Raw genomic sequence first — 17405 nt, forward strand, 5'->3', positions numbered from 1 at the left:
ATGTGTTTCCTGCGCTCCGATGCTCAGAAACACACGCTGGACGCGGCCCTGACAGGCCACTCTCGCTCACCAGCCCGCATTTTCGGTCAGGCCCTCATGCCCGCATGCATAGCAGAATGCGGGCTGAATTGATCTGAATCAATGCCTTTTACTGCATCGGACCCAAGCGTGCGGGTATGGAAGGTTCCAGCCGCGCCCAACGATGAATTCCGACCCCTCGCTTGTCGTCGGCCTGCTGGGCCCCCAGGACGCCCCGCTGGTCTATCCGCTGGTGCGCCTGGCCTATCCGGGAATGGCGCGCGGCGCGTGGATGCGGCTGGCGCGCCGTGCCCTGCGCACGGGTCCGCGCGGCCGGCAGGGTATTCTCGTGGCGCGTCACGCCCCCTCTTCTCCACCCTGCGGATTGATATCCTTTCGGTGCGCGCCTGATATGCGCCACGGGCGGGTCCTGACGGCGGAGCACTTCGTCGCGCTGACGTTCGGCGAGGTCTGGTCGGTGCTGGACGCTTTCCTGCCCGCTCTGGAAAATATGGCGTGCGAGGCCGGGTGCGGGAGCGCGCGCGTGATCCTGCCGGGGGACCAGCAGGCGCTGGCGGCACGCATGGCCACCCGTGGGGGCAATACGACACACCCGATGCCGATTCGTACACTGATCGAGATATCGCAGAATATGGCTTGATTTAAGTCAAGGCGATGACAGCCGGTGCGTGATCAATGCACACCACACGATGTTGTTCATCGCTTGAATTTGAAAGGCGCATACGATGAAACTCACCCGTAGCCTCGTCGTCCCGGCCCTGGCCGGTCTGTTGGCGCTGGCACCGGGCGCGGGACGCGCCCAGACGGCTACGCCGTCGGCTTATGTCAATGCGCCCGTTACCTCGGATTCCGTTCCGCCGCCGCCCTCGCATGGCAGCCATTGCGGCCTGTTCGAGACCTGCGCCAGCACCAAGATCGGTCTGGGCAAGGGCGATTTCCTGATCCGTCTGTCCGCGCTGGGCGTGCTGCCCGAAGACCGGGACAGCAAGCTGTGGATCAACGGCAACGCGGTTGCGGGCCGGGTGAAGACCACGCGCCAGGTTACGCCGGAACTGACGTTCGAATATTTCTTCACCGACAATCTTTCGGTGGACCTGATCGCCGCCAGCTCGCGGCATGAGGTTGCCGCCGACGGTGTCGGCGGGGCGGCCCATGTCGATGTCGGCAGCGCCTGGGTGCTGCCGCCCACCGTGACCTTCGCGTGGCATTTCCGGCCGCACAAGCGCTTCAACCCCTATGTGGGTGTCGGCGGCACGATGGCGTGGTTCCATAACGTCTCGCCGGCCGGCGGCCTGGTGCAGAAGCTCAATGTCGGCTTCACCGGCGGGCCTTCGGTCAATGCGGGCTTCGATTACCAGCTCGTGGGCAACTGGTTCTTCAACTTCGACGTCAAGCAGATGTTCATGCGGATGCATGCCTGGGCCAACGACCGTGGCACCAGCAGCCCCTTCATCAAGGCGCATGACTCGCTCGACCCGACCGTGGTTGGCGCCGGTATCGAATACCGGTTCTGATCCCGATGGACATGTTGCCTCCTTCCGACGTTCTGGTTCGGTATGGGGGCAACATGCCGCGCTATACGAGTTACCCGACCGCGGCGCAGTTTGACGCCTCGGTCGGTGCCGCCGAAGCCGATGCGTGGCTTCGTGCGGTTCCGGCGGGCACGCCGGTATCGCTTTATCTGCATGTTCCGTTCTGCGACATGCTGTGCCTGTTCTGCGGGTGCAACAGTTCGGTCGTGCGCGATGCCGACCTGCGGGCGGCCTATGCGCGGCTGCTGATCGACGAATTGCACCGGGTGGCGGCGCGCCTCGGCGCCGGCCGGCCCGTGCGGCATGTGCAGTGGGGCGGCGGTACGCCGACGACCCTGCCGCCCGAGAGCATGCGCGCGGTGATGGAGACGGTGCATCGCCTGTTCGCCGTGGAGGCGGATGCCGAAATCGCCATCGAACTCGACCCCCGTTTTCTGCCCGACGATTATCCGCCGCTGCTGGGCGCGCTGGGGTTCAACCGTGCCAGCCTGGGCGTGCAGGACCTCGATCCGGCCGTGCAGGCGGCCAGTGGCCGGGTGCAGAGCCTGGAACAGACCGAGGATTGCGTGCGCCGGGTGCGCGCGGCGGGACTCCGCTCGGTCAATGTCGATCTGATCTATGGCCTGCCCTACCAGACCGTCGATGGTGCGGGGGATACGGCATTGACCGTCGCGGAGGTGCTGCGGCCGGAGCGGCTGGCGGTGTTCGGCTACGCGCATGTGCCGTGGAAGCAGAAGCGCCAGGCCCTGCTGCCGGAAGCGGCCCTGCCGCCGCCCGTCGAGCGGCTGGCCCAGCGGGCGCGTATCGACGAGGCCCTGCGCCTATCGGGTTATGGCGCCGTGGGGCTGGATCATTATGCCCGGCCCGATGATGCGCTCTGCCTTGCGGCGGCGGCCGGCACCCTGCGCCGCAATTTCCAGGGTTATACCGTCGATCCCGCGCCGGTGCTGGTCGGAGTCGGGGCCTCGGCGATTTCGAATTTTCCCCAGGGCATGACGCAGAACGTACCGGCGAATGCATTCTATGCGCGCGCCATGGAGACCATGCCCGACAGTCTGCCCGCCGTGCGCGGCGTGTGCCGGACCGGGGACGACCGGCTGCGCGGCGAGGTGATCGAGCGGCTGATGTGCGACCTTCAGGTCGATCCGGCTGCCATCGGGGCTCGCCATGGGGCTTCGACCACCTGGTTTGACGGTGCATGGCCGGCCCTGCGGCAGGCCGAGAAGGACGGGCTGGTGGTGCTGGACGGCCCCGTGGTTCGCGTGACCGAGAAGGGCCGGCCGTTCCTGCGCAATATTGCTTCCGTCTTCGACGCGCATCATGTGCCCGCCGGTGTGAAGCGTCATGCCGGTGCGCTGTAGCCCTGCCGTGATGGACATGGGGAGGCCGATGCCCAATCAGGCGGCCGCGTCGGTGCGGGCGGCGGAAGAGCGGGCGTGGCCGTTCGCGCACTGGGTGCTGGAGGATGTTCTGCCGCCGCCGGTCTGTGCCGCGCTGCTGGCGTGGGACCCTGGAGCGGATGCCCATGGCGGCGATACCGGCGGCCGGCGCGATGCCCGCAACGGCCGGCGTGTCTTCGTGACCCCCGAGACGCGCCGCGTGCCGGGGCTGGACCGGCTGGCCCGCATGTTCGATGCCGTGGAGGCTCGCGATGCCATTTCCGCGCGGTGCGGAGCCCGGCTGGCCGGGACGGCCCTGCGGCTGGAACTGTGCCTCGATACCGATGGATTCTGGCTGGAGCCGCATACCGATATCGGGGCGAAGAAGCTGACGCTGCTGATCGCGCTGTCCACCGATGCGGGGGCGGCGGAATGGGGCACCGACCTGATGACGGCGGATGGCCAGCCGGTCGCGCGGGCCAGCGGCGCGTTCAATTCCGGCCTGATGTTCGTGCCCGGCGAAGAGAGCTGGCATGGGTTCGTCCGTCGGCCGATCCGGGGCCTGCGGCGGTCGTTGATCGTCAATTTCGTCTCGCCGGAATGGCGCGCGCTCGGGGAATTGGCGTTCGGTCCCGCGTGCTGATGTGCCGTCGCTTTTGCGTTCCGGCCCCGTTCGGTTCTAGGAAGGCATAAATCTTCCATCCGGGCCGTGGCGTTCATGGCGCAGCAACTGCATGACGAGGCAAGAAAGGCGATGACCGAAAACGCGCGCGAGACAATGGAATTCGATATTGTCGTTGTCGGTGGCGGACCGTCCGGTCTGGCGGCGGCGATCCGTCTGCGGCAGCTCGTGCCGCAGGCCACGGTCTGCCTGATCGAGAAGGGCAGCGAGATCGGTGCCCATATCCTCTCCGGCGCGGTGATCGAACCGCGTGCGCTCGACGAATTGCTGCCGGACTGGCGCGAGACCGGCGCGCCGCTGAATACGCCGGTGACGGAAGAGGCCATGCTCTTCCTGACCGAAAAACGCGGCTATACCGTGCCGATGCTGGACCGGGTGATGCCGCACATGCGCAACCACGGCAATTACATCGTCAGCCTCGGCGATGTCTGCCGCTGGCTGGCCGGGCGGGCCGAGGAACTGGGGGTGGAGATCTATCCCGGTTTCGCCGGCGCGGACCTGCTGGTCGAGGACGGGCGCGTGGTGGGGGTGGTGACGGGCGACATGGGCATCGGCCGCGATGGCGAGCCCGGCCCCAACTACGCGCCGGGCATGGAACTGCGCGCGAAATATACCCTGTTCGCCGAAGGGTGCCGGGGGTCGCTGAGCAAGCGGCTGATGGCGATGTATAATCTGCGCAAGGGCGTGGACCCGCAGACCTACGGCCTGGGGATCAAGGAATTGTGGGAGGTTCCGGCCGAGCAGCATCGTCCGGGGCTGGTGCAGCATAGTTTCGGCTGGCCGCTGGACGACCGGACCTATGGCGGCGCCTGGATGTATCATTTCGGTGAGAACCTGGTCTCGTACGGTTTCGTGGTCGGGCTGGATTATCCCAATACCTGGCTCTCGCCGTTCGACGAGATGCAGCGGCTGAAGCTGCACCCCTCCTTCCGGGCCACGTTCGAGGGCGGTCGCCGCATTGCCTACGGCGCGCGGGCACTGTCGGAGGGGGGCATCCAGTCGCTTCCGCGCCTGACGTTCCCCGGTGGCGCGCTGATCGGCGATACGGCGGGCTTCCTGAACGTGCCCAAGATCAAGGGCACCCATACCGCGATGAAATCGGGCATGCTGGCCGCCGAGGCGGTGGCCGAGGCGATGGAGGGGGGCCGGGCGGAGCCGACATCCTATACCGCGCGGGTCCGCAAATCCTGGCTGTGGGAGGAACTGCGCGGCGTCCGTAACATTCGCCCCGCCTTCGCGCGGTTCGGCATGAAGGGCGGCGCGCTCTATTCGGGCATCGACGCCATGCTGTTGCGGGGGCGTGCGCCGTGGACGCTGCATCATCGGCATGCGGACAACGAGGTTCTGGAATCCGCCAGCGCCTCGCCGCAGATCGCCTATCCGAAGCCGGACGGCAAGATCACGTTCGACAAGCTGTCGTCGGTCTTTCTCTCCGCCACCAATCATGAGGAAGACCAGCCCGTTCATCTGAAGCTGCGTAACGACGCGCTGTGGAAGACGGTGAACTGGGATGTGTTCCGCGCGCCCGAGAGCCGTTATTGTCCGGCCGGCGTTTACGAGGCGGTGGATGTCGAGACCGCGCCGCGCTTGCAGATCAACGCCCAGAACTGCGTGCATTGCAAGACGTGCGACATCAAGGACCCGACGCAGAATATCGACTGGTGCACGCCCGAGGGCGCCGGCGGGCCGAATTACCCCGGCGGGATGTGATTTTTTGGCGAAATGCGCTATGGGGGGCGCCCCCCCGAGGGCGGTTGCTCTCTTTCCGCTGACAGACAGGCGAAGAGGTCCATGAAGGTTCTTGTTCCCGTAAAGCGCGTGATCGATTTCAACATCAAGCCGCGCGTGAAGGCGGACGGCACGGGTGTCGAGACCGCTGGCGTGAAGATGTCGATGAACCCCTTCGACGAGATCGCGGTCGAGGAAGCCGTGCGCCTGAAGGAAAAGGGCATCGCGACCGAAGTGGTCGTGGTGTCGGTCGGTGTGCAGCAGGCGCAGGACACGCTGCGCACCGCCATGGCGATGGGTGCTGATCGGGCGATTCTGGTCCTGACCGACGTGGCGGTTGAGCCGCTGGCGGTGGCCAAGGTCCTGAAGGCGCTGGTGGCGAAGGAAAGCCCCGACCTGGTGCTGCTGGGCAAGCAGGCGATCGACGACGACATGAACGCCACCGGCCAGATGCTGGCCGGTCTGCTGGGCTGGGCCCAGGGCACGTTCGCCAGCAAGATCGAGATCGCGGACGGCAAGGCCACCGTGACGCGCGAGATCGATGGCGGGCTGGAAACGCTGACGCTGACGCTGCCGGCCATCGTGACCGCCGACCTGCGGCTGAACGAGCCGCGCTATGCCTCGCTGCCCAACATCATGAAGGCGCGCAAGAAGCCGCTTGAGACGATCGCGCCCGCCGATCTGGGTGTGGATGTGACGCCGCGCCTGACCATCGTCTCGGTGACCGAGCCGCCGGCGCGCCAGCAGGGCATCAAGGTCGAATCCGCCGCCGATCTGGTGGCGCGTCTGCGCAACGAAGCGAAGGTGATCTGATCATGGCCGTACTCGTTTTTCTGGATCATGAGTCCGGTGTCATTCGTCAGGCGTCGCGTTCGGCCGTCACGGCGGCGCGGGCGCTGGGCGAGGTGCATGCGCTGGTCACCGGCGATGCCGCCGTGGCCGATGCCGCCGCGCGGATCGACGGCGTGGCCAAGGTGCTGCGCGCGGCCGGTGCCGCAACCGCCCATGAACTGGCCGAGCCGCTGGCGGCGGTGATCGCCGATCTGGCCCCGGCCTACAGCCATATCGTCGCGGCCTCGGGCGCGAGCGGGAAGAACGTGCTGCCGCGTGCCGCCGCCCTGCTGGACGTGCAGCCGATCCCCGACGTGGTGTCGATCGTCGATGCCGAGACGTTCGTGCGCCCGATCTATGCCGGCAGCGCGCTGGCGACGGTGAAGTCGTCGGATGCGAAGAAGGTGCTGACGGTGCGCGCCTCGTCCTTCGATCCCGCTTCGGCCGAAGGCGGCGCCGCCCCGATCGAGCAGGTGACGGTGCCGGACGGGCCGGCGGTGTCGGCGTTCGTCTCGATCGCGCTGTCGAAATCCGAGCGTCCCGAGCTGGAATCGGCGCGGGTGATCGTCTCGGGTGGCCGGGGCATGCAGAACGAAGAGAACTTCAAGCTGCTGAACCCGCTGGCCGACCGGCTGGGAGCGGCGATCGGCGCCTCGCGCGCCGCCGTCGATGCCGGGTTTGTGCCCAACGATTATCAGGTGGGGCAGACCGGCAAGATCGTGGCGCCGGACCTGTATATCGCCGTTGGGATTTCCGGCGCGATCCAGCATCTGGCGGGGATGAAGGACAGCAAGGTGATCGTCGCGATCAACAAGGACCCTGAAGCCCCGATCTTTCAGGTGGCGGATTACGGGCTGGTCGGGGACCTGTTCGAGATCCTGCCGCAGGTTGAGGCGGCGCTGGATACGGCGGGCTGAAGGGGAAGGTCGGGCTCCGCCCGAACCCGCAAGGGGCCGGCGGCCCCTTGACCCCGATTCGTTAGTCTTCGCCCAGGACCGCTCGGGCACGGCGGACGATTGTTTCGTACTCCTCCGCGTTCAGGTGGCCCTCGTGCAGCATCGCGCTGGCGCGTGCCAGCGCATCGCGGGCATGGGCGGCGTCGGGGATCGGGTAGCGGCGGCCGGGGAGCGCGAACGCGTCGTCCGGCAGGGCATTGCGCTCTTCTTCGGTGAGACGGGACATCGGGGGGCCTTTCTTTAAGGGGTTCAGACGCGGGCGACGTCTTCGGCGATCTGGTCTTCCTCATCCAGTTCGTTCAGTTCGGCCATTGCGCTCTTGGCGGTTCGGCCCGGCAGTTCGGTGGCCAGGCCTGGGACGATTCGTCCGGGCTTGAGATTGCGCACCACCGAGAAGGCGGTCAGCACGGCCCAGGTGCCGAAGACGACGCTGCCCAGAACCTGCCCGACCTGCACGCCGCAGGGGCCGAACCGCATGCCGATCCAGACGAACGGAATGGTGCCCAGCGTTGCCCGCCCCCAGTTGAACAGCGTGGAATAGAGCGGGAAGCCCAGATTGTTGAAGGCCGTGTTGGCGACGAACAGCATGCCGATGAACAGGTAGCTGCCGACGGTCCAGGTGCAGAACAGGCGGATCAGGTCGGCCGTGGTGCCCTGGGCGGCAAACGCCTGCACCACGAGATTCTGTGCCGGCAACAGGATCGCCCAGGTCAGCGCGACGCAGAGGGCGACCAGCTTGAGCGCCGCCACCAGGGTCTGGCGCACCCTGTCCAGTTGGCCCGCCCCCTGATTCTGCGACATGATCGGCCCCACCGAGCCGGTCAGCGCGAAGACGAAGGCGAAGGCGACGGGCACGATCCGGTCGATGGTCGCCTGCCCCGCCACCGCCGCCAGGCCGAACGTGGCCATGGCATGGGTGACGAACAGGCCGCCGATGGGGGTGGCCAGGTTGGTCAGGATCGCCGGCATCGCGACCCCGCCGACCAGTTTGGCGTCATGCAGAATGTAGCGGGTGGAGGGCATGGCCAGCAGGTCGTGCCGCCGCACCGCCAGATAGCTCAGGATGGCCACCAGCCCACGGGACAGGATGGTGCTGATGGCGGCGCCCGCCAGCCCCAGATGCAGCCAGAAGATCAGCAGCGGGTCGAGCATGGCCGAGGCCAGTGCCCCGATCAGCGTCACGTTCATGGATTGTTTGGCGTCGCCGACCGCGCGCAGCAGGCTGGAGCAGCCCATGCCTGCCGCGACCAGCCACAGGGCGGGGGAGACGATGCGGATATACTGGCCGGCCTGCTCCGCCACGCGGCCCGTTGCGCCGAACAGATGCAGGATCGGGGTGGAGAAGATGGCCGTTGCCAGCCCCAGCGCGACCATGACCGCCGTCATGACCAGCACGAAGGACGAGGCGATGCGCCGCGCCCGGTCGTGCCGGCCGGCGCCGATCTGGCGGGCGGTGACGGCGCCCAGTCCGATCGACATGCCGATGGAGACCGCGATCTGGACATAGCCGACCGCGCCGGTAAAGCCGATCGCCGCCGTGAGCGCCGGGTCGTTCAGGCGCGAGATGTAGAACAGGTTCAGCAGATCGACGGCGAACACGGCCATCAGCCCGATCGCCCCGGTGCCGGCCATGACGACGACATGGCGCATGATGTCGCCGGAGCAGAAACGAGCGGGACGGCATGCCTGCGTCATCGGGCCGCGTCCCTGCCCGCCCCGGCTGCGCGTGTGGCCGCGCCCCTGGTGCAGCATGCGGCGCCGGCTGAGGGTCCTGGGATCATTGCCCCGATGATAGACTCTTTCCCGCCGCGGGAAAGCCCGATCGTGCATGGGTCGCGCGGACGGCGGCCCGTCGTGGGCATGAGATGGCCGGATGCGGGGGGCGGAACGCCGGCGGTCAGAAGCGGCCCGGTTCGGTGGCGGCCAGCCCGGTCAGGAAAATGCGTACCCAGCGGCGGATATTGGCCTCGATCTCGTCCCAGGCCATGAGGTCGCGCGCATGGAACAGTTCGCCCAGGATCAGCTTGCCGACCGTCATGTTGAACAGGCCGATGGCGAGGTCCTCGACATCGTCGATGGGCCAGGTGCCGGCCGCCTGCTGGCGCAACAGCCATTCCTCGATCTGGTTGCAGTTTCCGCTCAGCTCGATGCTTTGCATGATGCGGCGGATTTCGGCGGAATCGCGGATTTCGCCGACGATGGCGCGGACCAGGCACATCCGGTCCGGTGCCAGCACGCGGGTGGCGATCGTCAGCAGAATATGGACCAGTTCGGCCTCGGGCGCGATGTCGGCCGGGCAGCGGACCGTCATGTGCTTGATGTCGAACAGCCGCTCGCGGATCAGGGTGCGGAACAGGTCCTCCTTCGAGGCGAACATCTGGTAGATGGTCTTCTTGGACATGCCCGACATCTGCGCCAGCTTGTCCATGGATGCGCTATGGTAGCCGTGATCGTCCAGAATCTGGCAGGCGGCGTTCAGGATCAGCTCCCGCCGTTCGCCACCGTCCAGCACCGGAGGACGGCCCGGGCATCGCTTTTCGGCGCACGGTCCGGGTTCGCGGGGGCGGGCAAGCATCAGATCCGATATCGTCGCCCCGGTAGCGGGCATTCCAGCAATCCCTTCCTGTCGCGAGCGGCCGGCCTGTCGGGCGACCATTGACCGGAGTTTAGAAACGAAATAGTTTCCCGGCAAGAAAACCACTCGGTTTCCATATGCCGGCATTGCATGGGACGGTTTCGCGGGGGCATGGCTGCCGCGACGCCGGTTTTCGGTCAGGGCCGGCGATCTGTCGTTTCCGCAGGGCTCAATCACGCAATGACGTACCCCCGTCCCCATCGCGCCGTCCTTCTTGCCGCCTGCGCATCTCTGGCGCTGGCCGGCTGCAAGCGTCAGGCTGCTCCCCCCGCTCCTCCGCCGCAGCAGGTCGGCGTCAGGACCCTGAGCGCGGCACCGTTCAGCGTCACCACCGACCTGCCGGGCCGGACCGAGGCGATCGAGATCGCCCAGGTGCGTCCGCAGGTGAACGGCGTGATCCAGAAGCGCCTGTTCGTGGAGGGTTCTGACGTGACCGCCGGCCAGCAGCTCTACCAGATCGATCCGTCGGCCTATCAGGCGACCTATGATGCGGCCAAGGCGCAATTGCAGCACGCGCAGGCGGCGCGTGTCACCGCGCAGGCGAAGCTGGACCGCTACGGGCCGCTGGTGCGCGCCCATGCCGTCAGCCGTCAGGATTACGACGATGCCACGGCCGCCGCGCGCGAGGCCGATGCCGACATCGCCCAGGCGCACGCGAATGTCGAAAGCGCCATGGTCAACCTGAATTATACCCGCGTGCTGTCGCCGATTTCCGGGCGGATCGGCCGGTCGCTGATGACGGTCGGCGCGCTGGCCACGGTGGGGCAGACCTCGAGCCTGTCGGTCGTGACCCGGCTGGACCCGATCTATGTCGACGTCAACCTGCCGGCGACGCGGCTGCTCGAACTGCGGCGCGAGTTGCAGCAGGGGCGGTTGCAGCGTGCGGGCCAGGACGCGGCCACCGTCACGCTGACGCTGGAGGATGGCAGCACCTACGAGCAGCCGGGCCGGCTGGAATTCTCGGAAGTGAATGTGGACGAGACGACGGGGACCGTGGTGGTGCGTGCGGTGATGCCGAACGCGGCGCACATGCTGCTGCCCGGCATGTATGTCCATGCCAGGCTTGAAGAGGGCGTCGATCCGTCCGCGCTGCGCGTGCCGCAGGAAGCGGTCACCCGCAATTCGCACGGCGATCCGACGGTGATGGTGGTGAGCGCGGACAACAAGGTTGCCATTCGCGGCATCACGACCGGGCCCGCCGTCGGAAGCGACTGGATCGTGACTGCCGGGCTGAAGGCGGGTGAGCGGATCGTGGTCAGCGGCCTGCAGAAGATCCACCCTGGCGATACCGTTTCCCCCACCGAGGCGGCCGCCCAGCCCGCCCAGCAGGGCAAGGCGGGATAAAAACGCATGTCACGTTTCTTCATTGATCGGCCCATCTTCGCATGGGTCATCGGGCTGGTGATCATGCTGGTGGGGGCGGTTTCGGTCTTCCGCCTGCCGATCGCCCAGTATCCCTCCATCGCGCCGCCGCAGATCGCGATTACCGTGACCTATCCGGGCGCTTCGGCCGAGACGGTGAACAACACCGTGGTCCGGCCGATCCTGCAGCAGATGTACGGCCTGGACCATCTGGAATATGTCTCGGCGCAGTCGTACGCCAGCGGACAGATGGAAATCGACCTGACGTTCGAACAGGGGACCAACCCCGACATCGCGCAGGTCCAGGTGCAGAACAAGCTCCAGCTTGCCCAGCCGCGTCTGCCGACGGAAGTGACGGCCCAGGGCCTGACCGTGACCAAGGCCGTGAAGAACTTCATGCTGGTGTTGGGCTTCATTTCCACCGATGGCAGCATGACCGGCCCGGATATCGCGGACTATGTGGCATCGAACGTTTCCGATCCGCTCAGCCGCGTTTCGGGTGTGGGCGATCACACGCTGTTCGGCGCCGAATATGCCATGCGGATCTGGCTGGACCCCGGCAAGCTGTTCAAATACGGGATGACGATCAGCGACGTGCAGACGGCGCTGCAGGACCAGAACATCCAGATTTCCTCGGGCGAGATCGGCGGCCTGCCGGCCAAACCGGGGGCACGGCTGGATGCCACCATCATCGGGCCGACCCGGCTGACGTCGCCCGAGGAGTTCGGCAATATCCTGCTGCGCGTGGCGCAGGGTGGTTCGCAGGTGCGGATCCGCGATGTCGCGCGGGTGGAGCTTGGGCCGCAGAGCTACAACATCACGTCGTTCTATAATAACCAGCCGAATGTCGGCATGGCGCTGAAGCTGGCGCCTGGTGCGAACCAGTTGACGACCGAAGCGGCGGTGCGGACCGAGATCTCGCAGCTTGAGAAGTTCTTCCCGCCGGGGCTGAAGGTCGTCTATCCGCTGGATACCGAGCCTTTCATCGTGCTGTCGATCAAGGAAGTCGTCATTACGCTGGCCGAGGCAATCGCTCTCGTCTTCGTGGTCATGCTGATCTTCCTGCAGAATTTCCGTGCGACGCTGATCCCGACCATCGCGGTGCCGGTGGTGCTGCTGGGCACGTTCGGCATTCTTGCCGCGCTGGGATTCTCGATCAACACGCTGACCATGCTGGCCATGGTGCTGGCGGTGGGCCTGCTGGTCGATGACGCCATCGTCGTGGTCGAGAATGTCGAGCGCGTGATGTCGGAAAAGAATCTCTCGCCGAAGGAAGCCGCGCGCGTTTCGATGGACGAGATCTCGGGCGCGCTGGTCGGCATCGTGCTGGTGCTGACGGCGGTGTTCCTGCCGATGGCGGCCTTCGGCGGGTCGACCGGCGTGATCTATCGCCAGTTCTCCATCACCATCGTTGCCGCGATGTGGCTGTCGGTGCTGGTGGCGATGATCATGACCCCTGCCCTTTGCGCCACGATGCTCAAGCCCGGCACGCATGAGAAGACCACCGGTCTGGCCGGATGGTTCAACCGCAGCTTCGCCCGCGTCAACAATGGCTATCAGTCCGGCGTGCGCTGGATGCTGGGACGCAGCGTGGTGTCGCTGATCCTGTATGCGCTGCTGACCGGGCTGGTGGTGTTCCTGTTCGCCCGTCTGCCCCAGGGCTTCCTGCCGGACGAGGACCAGGGGCTGATCTTCGGCCAGGTGACGATGCCGCCGGGTGCGACCAAGGAGCAGACGGCAGCCGTCAACCGCAAGATCACCGATTACATTCTGAAGACCGAAGGCGACAATGTGGTGTCGGTCTTTGCGATGAACGGCTTCAACTTCGCCGGTCAGGGGCAGAATGCCGGAGCGTTCTTCATCCGGTTGAAGGATTGGGATGTACGGCCGAATGCGTCGCAGAGTTCTTCAGCGATTGCCATGCGGGTCATGATGCATTTCTGGGGCGACCCGGAAGCGCAGATTTTCGCCATCAATCCGCCGGCGGTGCTGGAACTGGGCAATGCGACGGGCTTCGACCTGGAACTGGAGGATCGCGGGCATCTGGGGCATGAAAAGCTGCTGGCCGCGCGCAACCAGATACTGATGGCGGCGGCCAAGGACCCGCGCCTGATGGCGGTGCGCCCCAACGGCCTGGAAGACGCCCCGCAATACAAGCTGGACATCGACCGCGAGAAGGCGAACGCGCTGGGCGTGACCAATGCCGAGATCAATACGACGATCGAAGGCGCGCTGGGGTCGATCTACGTCAACCAGTTCATGCGCAGCGACCGCGTGAAGCAGGTCTATATTCAGGGCGAGCCTGACGGGCGCATGCTGCCCGAGGATCTGGGCAAGTGGTACCTGCGGAATGTGGGGAACACGCTGGTGCCGTTCAACGCGATTGCGTCGGGGCACTGGATTGTCGGCCCGCAGAAGGTGGAAGATTACAACGGCCTGAATTCTTACGAAATTCTCGGCCAGCCATCGGCGGGATACAGCACGGGCACGGCCATGGTGGCGATCCAGGAGGCGCTGGCCAAGCTGCCGCCCGGCATCGGCTATGAATGGACCGGTCTGTCGTACGAGCAGATGGCGTCGGGGGGCTCGACCGGGCCGCTCTATGCGCTGGCAGGGACGGTGATCCTGCTCTGCCTGGCGGCGCTGTATGAAAGCTGGGCGGTGCCCTTCGCGGTGATGCTGGTCATTCCGCTGGGCGTGCTGGGGGCGCTGACCGCCACGCTGTGGCGGGGCCTGGCCAACGACGTGTATTTCCAGGTGGGGCTGCTGACCACGGTGGGGCTGGCGGTGAAGAACGCGATCCTGATCGTGGAATTCGCCAAGGCTTTCTTCGAATCCGGCGACAGCCTGCTGGACTCGGTGGTCAAGGCCGGGCGCGAGCGGCTGCGGCCGATCCTGATGACGTCGATCGCCTTCGTCTGCGGTGTGTTTCCGCTGGCGATCGCGACCGGGGCCGGGTCGGGCGCGCGCGTGGCGATCGGCACCGCCGTGGTGGGCGGCATGCTGTCCGCCACCCTGCTGGCCATCTATTTCGTGCCGCTGTTCTTCGTGCTGGTGCTGCGGCTGTTCCGGGTTCGCCGGGTGAAGGACCGTGTGGACCCGCATGCCGATCTATCCCGTCCCGCCGGGCCGTCCGGTCAGGAGAGCTGAGTTCATGAACGGGTTTCTTTCTCCGCGCCGGGCCGGGCTGATGGTTCTGGCGGCGCTGTCGGGATGCACGATGATTCCCGACTACAAGCGGCCGGCCCTGCCGGTCGCATCCACCTGGCCGCAGGGGCCGGCCTACCATGCCGCTGCCCCTGGGCAGATCGGCACGGCGGCGTCTGACCTGGGCTGGCGCGAATTCTTCGTCGATCGGCGGCTTCAGGCGCTGATCGCGCTGGCGGTGCGGGAGAATCGCGACCTGCGGTCGGCGGCCTATGCCGTGGTGCAGGCGCAAGGCCAGTACCGGGTGCAGCATGCGTCGCTCTTTCCGCAGATCGGATCGACCGGTGCGGCGATCTATCAGGCGCCTTCGAGCCATGCGGGCTTGAGTTTCGCACCGGGTCTGGATGCGGGCCGGAGCGGACAGCCTTACAGCGATGGCCGGGTCTTCAAATTCTACCAGGCGGGCATCGGCTTCTCGTCCTATGAGATCGACCTGTTCGGCCGTATCCGCAGCCTGTCGCGCGAGGCGGCGGACCAGGTGCTCAGCCAGGCCGCCAGCGAGCGCAGCCTGCTGATCAGCGTGATCTCGCAGGTGGCGACGACCTATGTGGCCTGGCTGGCCGATACCGAGCAGCTCAAGGTGACCGAGCAGACGCTGGCATCGCAGAAGGAGACGCTGCGCCTGACCCAGGCCGGCTTCGATAACGGCGAGGCCAACCAACTGACCTTGCGTCAGGTCGAGACGCAGGTGGAGCAGGCGGCGGCCAATCACGCCCAGTATCAGCGCCAGGTGGCGCAGGATGAAAACGAACTGGTGCTGCTGGTCGGGGCGCCGCTGCCCGCGAACCTGCCGGCGCCGGCGCCGTTCGGGCAGCAGACGATCCTGGCCGACCTGCCGGCGGGCGTGCCTTCCGACCTGCTGGACCGGCGGCCGGACATTCAGTCCGCCGAATTCTCGCTGCTGTCGGCCAACGACGATATCGGCGCGGCGCGGGCCGCCTTCTTCCCGCGCCTGACCCTGACGGCATCGGACGGCGTGTCCAGCCTGCAGTTTCGCAACCTGTTCACCCAGGGTGCCACGACGTTCGGGATCAATCCCCAGATCCAGATCCCGCTGCTGACCTGGGGGCAGAACGAAGGCACGTTGCAGGCCTCCAAGGCCCTGCGCAACCAGCGCATGGAGGCCTATGAAAAGGCGATCCAGACGGCGTTCCACGAAGTTTCGGACGCGCTGACCGCGCGGGCGACCTATCTGGACCAGTCGCGCCAGCTCGATGCGCTGGTGGCGTCTTCGGCCGATGCCTACCGGCTGGCGCGGATGCGCTTCGATGCGGGGGTGGATTCCTACCTGAGCACGCTGGATGCGCAGCGCACGCTCTATGGTGCGCAGCAGAGCCGGATTTCGGTGCATGAGGCGCGCTACCAGAATCTGATCACCGTCTATCGTGCCCTTGGGGGCGGGTGGACGGAACGGACCGTGCCACCGGGCCGGGTTGCCGCGGCGGCGACGCAGAAAGGCTGAAGAAACCGGTATGGGCCGGATGTGCAGGGCGGGTTCTTCGGAACCCGCCTTTTTTGTTCTGCACGAAAATTCAGCACTCTCATGAAATAACATTGAATTGAACCTGATCATTTATTGTGCGTTGCAATGTATTGTGCGGTGCAACAAAATCATAAAACAGCATTTATTTGCATATTTCGTTTGACCGGTAGAAAAAAACACGTCATTAAAGCTTCATCAGAGTGAGAAGACCGGAACGGCCCACTCTTATGAACAAGAAACCCGTGGCGATACGATCGCGGGACTTATAAACGGGGGATCGAACCCTCGAACTGACCCTAAAAAAGGTGCATCTTTCACGATGCACCTTTTTTTATTGGCCTGGCTGCGATATGCGCGGTTTCTTCGTTTGTGAGGACAGGCCCGGATTGAAACAGATTTCCCACGACCCCAGGCTGGTTATTGTCGTCATTATGGTCACGGTTGCCATGGGGGCGCTGGATGCTGTTTCGCTGACTCATCTGAAGGTCTTTACCGGCTACATGACGGCGACCGTCATTCTGATTGCGGTGCATCTGACGTCGGGGGAATCCGTTGCCGGGCCGGGCGTGGTGGCGATTACCGCCTATCTGGCCGGGGCTGCGCTGGGGGGACGGCTGGTCCGGCGATCTTATTCGCGGCGGCGGACGGTGGCGGACCTGCTGACGGGGGTGGGGGCGCTCGTGCTGGTGGCGGCCCTGATCTGGTGGCAGGACGCGGCCTGGCGGTACTATGCCACGCTGGTCGTTCTGGCGATTGCCATGGGGTTGCAGACATCCGCGACCCGTCACGCCCAGGTTACGGACCTGACCTTGCCGGCTGCGACCATGCTGCTGCACGGGTTGATGCATGACAGCCGGCTGGCCGGCGGGCCGGCGAAAGGAGCCTGGCGGCGGGTGGCCGCGATCCTGGCCCTGTTCAGCGGGGCGGTGCTGGGGGCGCTGGTGTCCAGCGTGTCGGTGCCGATCGCGATCGGTCTGGTGGGGCTGCTGATCGGCACCGCCGGAGGCTTGCTTTACGTGGGTGACCATCCGCTGCTGGAGCGGCTGGAAACGCTCGGCCCGTTGTGAAGATCAGGGCGCTGCCCTGAAACCCGGCAGGGGCCGACGGCCCCTGCACCCCGATTTCCTGACGAATGGTTTCCAAAGGCTCTGTTATCGTTAAGTGTTGGGTTTGGGATCGTTGTGCTGTTTTGTGCGTTTCATCTTATGTTTCCTGGAGGGAAGCGAGATGGACCGCGAAGCCTTTGGACTGCTTTTGGGCCAGGTCAGCGTTCTGGACGATGTCCAGCGTGAGACGCTGTGCCGCGTTTTGTCGGATCAGGACCCTGGAGCCGAAGTGGCGGCCCTTGTGGATGGTGCGGGAGGCCAATCACGATCCTGCCCGCGATGTCGGAGCGATCGGATTGGCGCATGGGGACAGGCTCATGGTCTGCCGCGCTATCGCTGCAAGGCGTGCCTGCGGACCTTCAATGCGCTCACGGGCACCAGCCTTGCCCGGCTTCGTCACAAGGACCGCTGGCTGGGGTTTGCCGCGGCGCTTGCGCAGGCCACGAGCATACGCAAGACCGCGAA

General features: G+C 65.9%; 15 protein-coding genes. 12 read left to right on the forward strand and 3 right to left on the reverse strand.

Features of this window, described 5'->3' with window-relative positions; translation table 11 throughout:
- Nucleotides 1-202 precede the first annotated feature (202 nt).
- The 7 genes from HLH25_RS17990 (at nt 203) to HLH25_RS18020 (ending at nt 7108) form a co-directional block, all read left to right on the forward strand.
- Nucleotides 203-679, forward strand: coding sequence for a hypothetical protein (locus HLH25_RS17990; protein ID WP_182975384.1), 477 nt, complete (start codon nt 203-205; stop codon nt 677-679).
- 85 nt (nt 680-764) lie between these two features.
- Nucleotides 765-1553 (forward strand): OmpW/AlkL family protein, encoded by a 789-nt coding sequence (locus HLH25_RS17995; RefSeq protein WP_114725189.1) that lies wholly within the window; start codon nt 765-767, stop codon nt 1551-1553.
- 5 nt (nt 1554-1558) lie between these two features.
- Nucleotides 1559-2932, forward strand: coding sequence for an oxygen-independent coproporphyrinogen III oxidase (gene hemN / locus HLH25_RS18000; protein ID WP_375289002.1), 1374 nt, complete (start codon nt 1559-1561; stop codon nt 2930-2932).
- Nucleotides 2933-2960: 28 nt separating this feature from the next.
- Nucleotides 2961-3593 carry a 2OG-Fe(II) oxygenase gene (locus tag HLH25_RS18005; protein WP_182975385.1) on the forward strand — a complete coding sequence of 211 codons (633 nt, stop codon included), beginning with the start codon at nt 2961-2963 and terminating at the stop codon, nt 3591-3593.
- 111 nt (nt 3594-3704) lie between these two features.
- Nucleotides 3705-5342, forward strand: a complete 1638-nt coding sequence (locus HLH25_RS18010; protein ID WP_182975401.1) for an electron transfer flavoprotein-ubiquinone oxidoreductase — start codon at nt 3705-3707, stop codon at nt 5340-5342.
- An 81-nt stretch (nt 5343-5423) separates the two neighbouring features.
- Complete coding sequence (locus HLH25_RS18015; protein ID WP_182975386.1) at nt 5424-6173, forward strand: electron transfer flavoprotein subunit beta/FixA family protein; 750 nt, start codon at nt 5424-5426, stop codon at nt 6171-6173.
- Between the two features lie 2 nt (nt 6174-6175).
- On the forward strand, nt 6176-7108 hold the full coding sequence (locus HLH25_RS18020; protein ID WP_182975387.1) for an electron transfer flavoprotein subunit alpha/FixB family protein: 933 nt from the start codon (nt 6176-6178) through the stop codon (nt 7106-7108).
- Nucleotides 7109-7169: 61 nt separating this feature from the next.
- Here the strand turns inward: HLH25_RS18020 and HLH25_RS18025 are convergent, their stop codons facing one another.
- The 3 genes from HLH25_RS18025 to HLH25_RS18035 all read right to left on the reverse strand — a co-directional run bounded on the left by HLH25_RS18025 (nt 7170) and on the right by HLH25_RS18035 (nt 9755).
- Nucleotides 7170-7373: a hypothetical protein gene (locus HLH25_RS18025; protein WP_114725197.1), complete on the reverse strand. Its 204-nt coding sequence runs from the start codon at nt 7371-7373 to the stop codon at nt 7170-7172.
- A gap of 23 nt (nt 7374-7396) precedes the next feature.
- The gene (locus HLH25_RS18030; protein ID WP_246402699.1) at nt 7397-8842 is read right to left on the reverse strand and encodes an MATE family efflux transporter; all 1446 of its coding nucleotides are present in this window, start codon (nt 8840-8842) and stop codon (nt 7397-7399) included.
- A gap of 202 nt (nt 8843-9044) precedes the next feature.
- Nucleotides 9045-9755: a TetR/AcrR family transcriptional regulator gene (locus HLH25_RS18035; RefSeq protein WP_246402700.1), complete on the reverse strand. Its 711-nt coding sequence runs from the start codon at nt 9753-9755 to the stop codon at nt 9045-9047.
- Between the two features lie 207 nt (nt 9756-9962).
- On the opposite strand from HLH25_RS18035, the gene HLH25_RS18040 reads away from it, so the two are divergent.
- The 5 genes from HLH25_RS18040 to HLH25_RS20700 all read left to right on the forward strand — a co-directional run.
- A complete protein-coding gene (locus HLH25_RS18040) occupies nt 9963-11126 on the forward strand; it encodes an efflux RND transporter periplasmic adaptor subunit (protein WP_182975388.1) in 1164 nt (387 codons plus the stop codon).
- Between the two features lie 6 nt (nt 11127-11132).
- Nucleotides 11133-14294 (forward strand): efflux RND transporter permease subunit, encoded by a 3162-nt coding sequence (locus HLH25_RS18045; protein WP_182975389.1) that lies wholly within the window; start codon nt 11133-11135, stop codon nt 14292-14294.
- A 4-nt stretch (nt 14295-14298) separates the two neighbouring features.
- Nucleotides 14299-15813, forward strand: a complete 1515-nt coding sequence (locus HLH25_RS18050) for an efflux transporter outer membrane subunit (protein WP_182975390.1) — start codon at nt 14299-14301, stop codon at nt 15811-15813.
- A 407-nt stretch (nt 15814-16220) separates the two neighbouring features.
- Nucleotides 16221-16901 (forward strand): YoaK family protein, encoded by a 681-nt coding sequence (locus HLH25_RS18055; RefSeq protein ID WP_182975391.1) that lies wholly within the window; start codon nt 16221-16223, stop codon nt 16899-16901.
- 160 nt (nt 16902-17061) lie between these two features.
- Nucleotides 17062-17405, forward strand: a 344-nt coding sequence (locus HLH25_RS20700) for an IS1 family transposase (RefSeq protein WP_182975392.1), incomplete at its 3' end; no start/stop codon positions are given.

This window comes from Gluconacetobacter dulcium, from assembly GCF_014174165.1.
Taxonomy (GTDB): Bacteria; Pseudomonadota; Alphaproteobacteria; order Acetobacterales; family Acetobacteraceae; genus Gluconacetobacter; species Gluconacetobacter dulcium.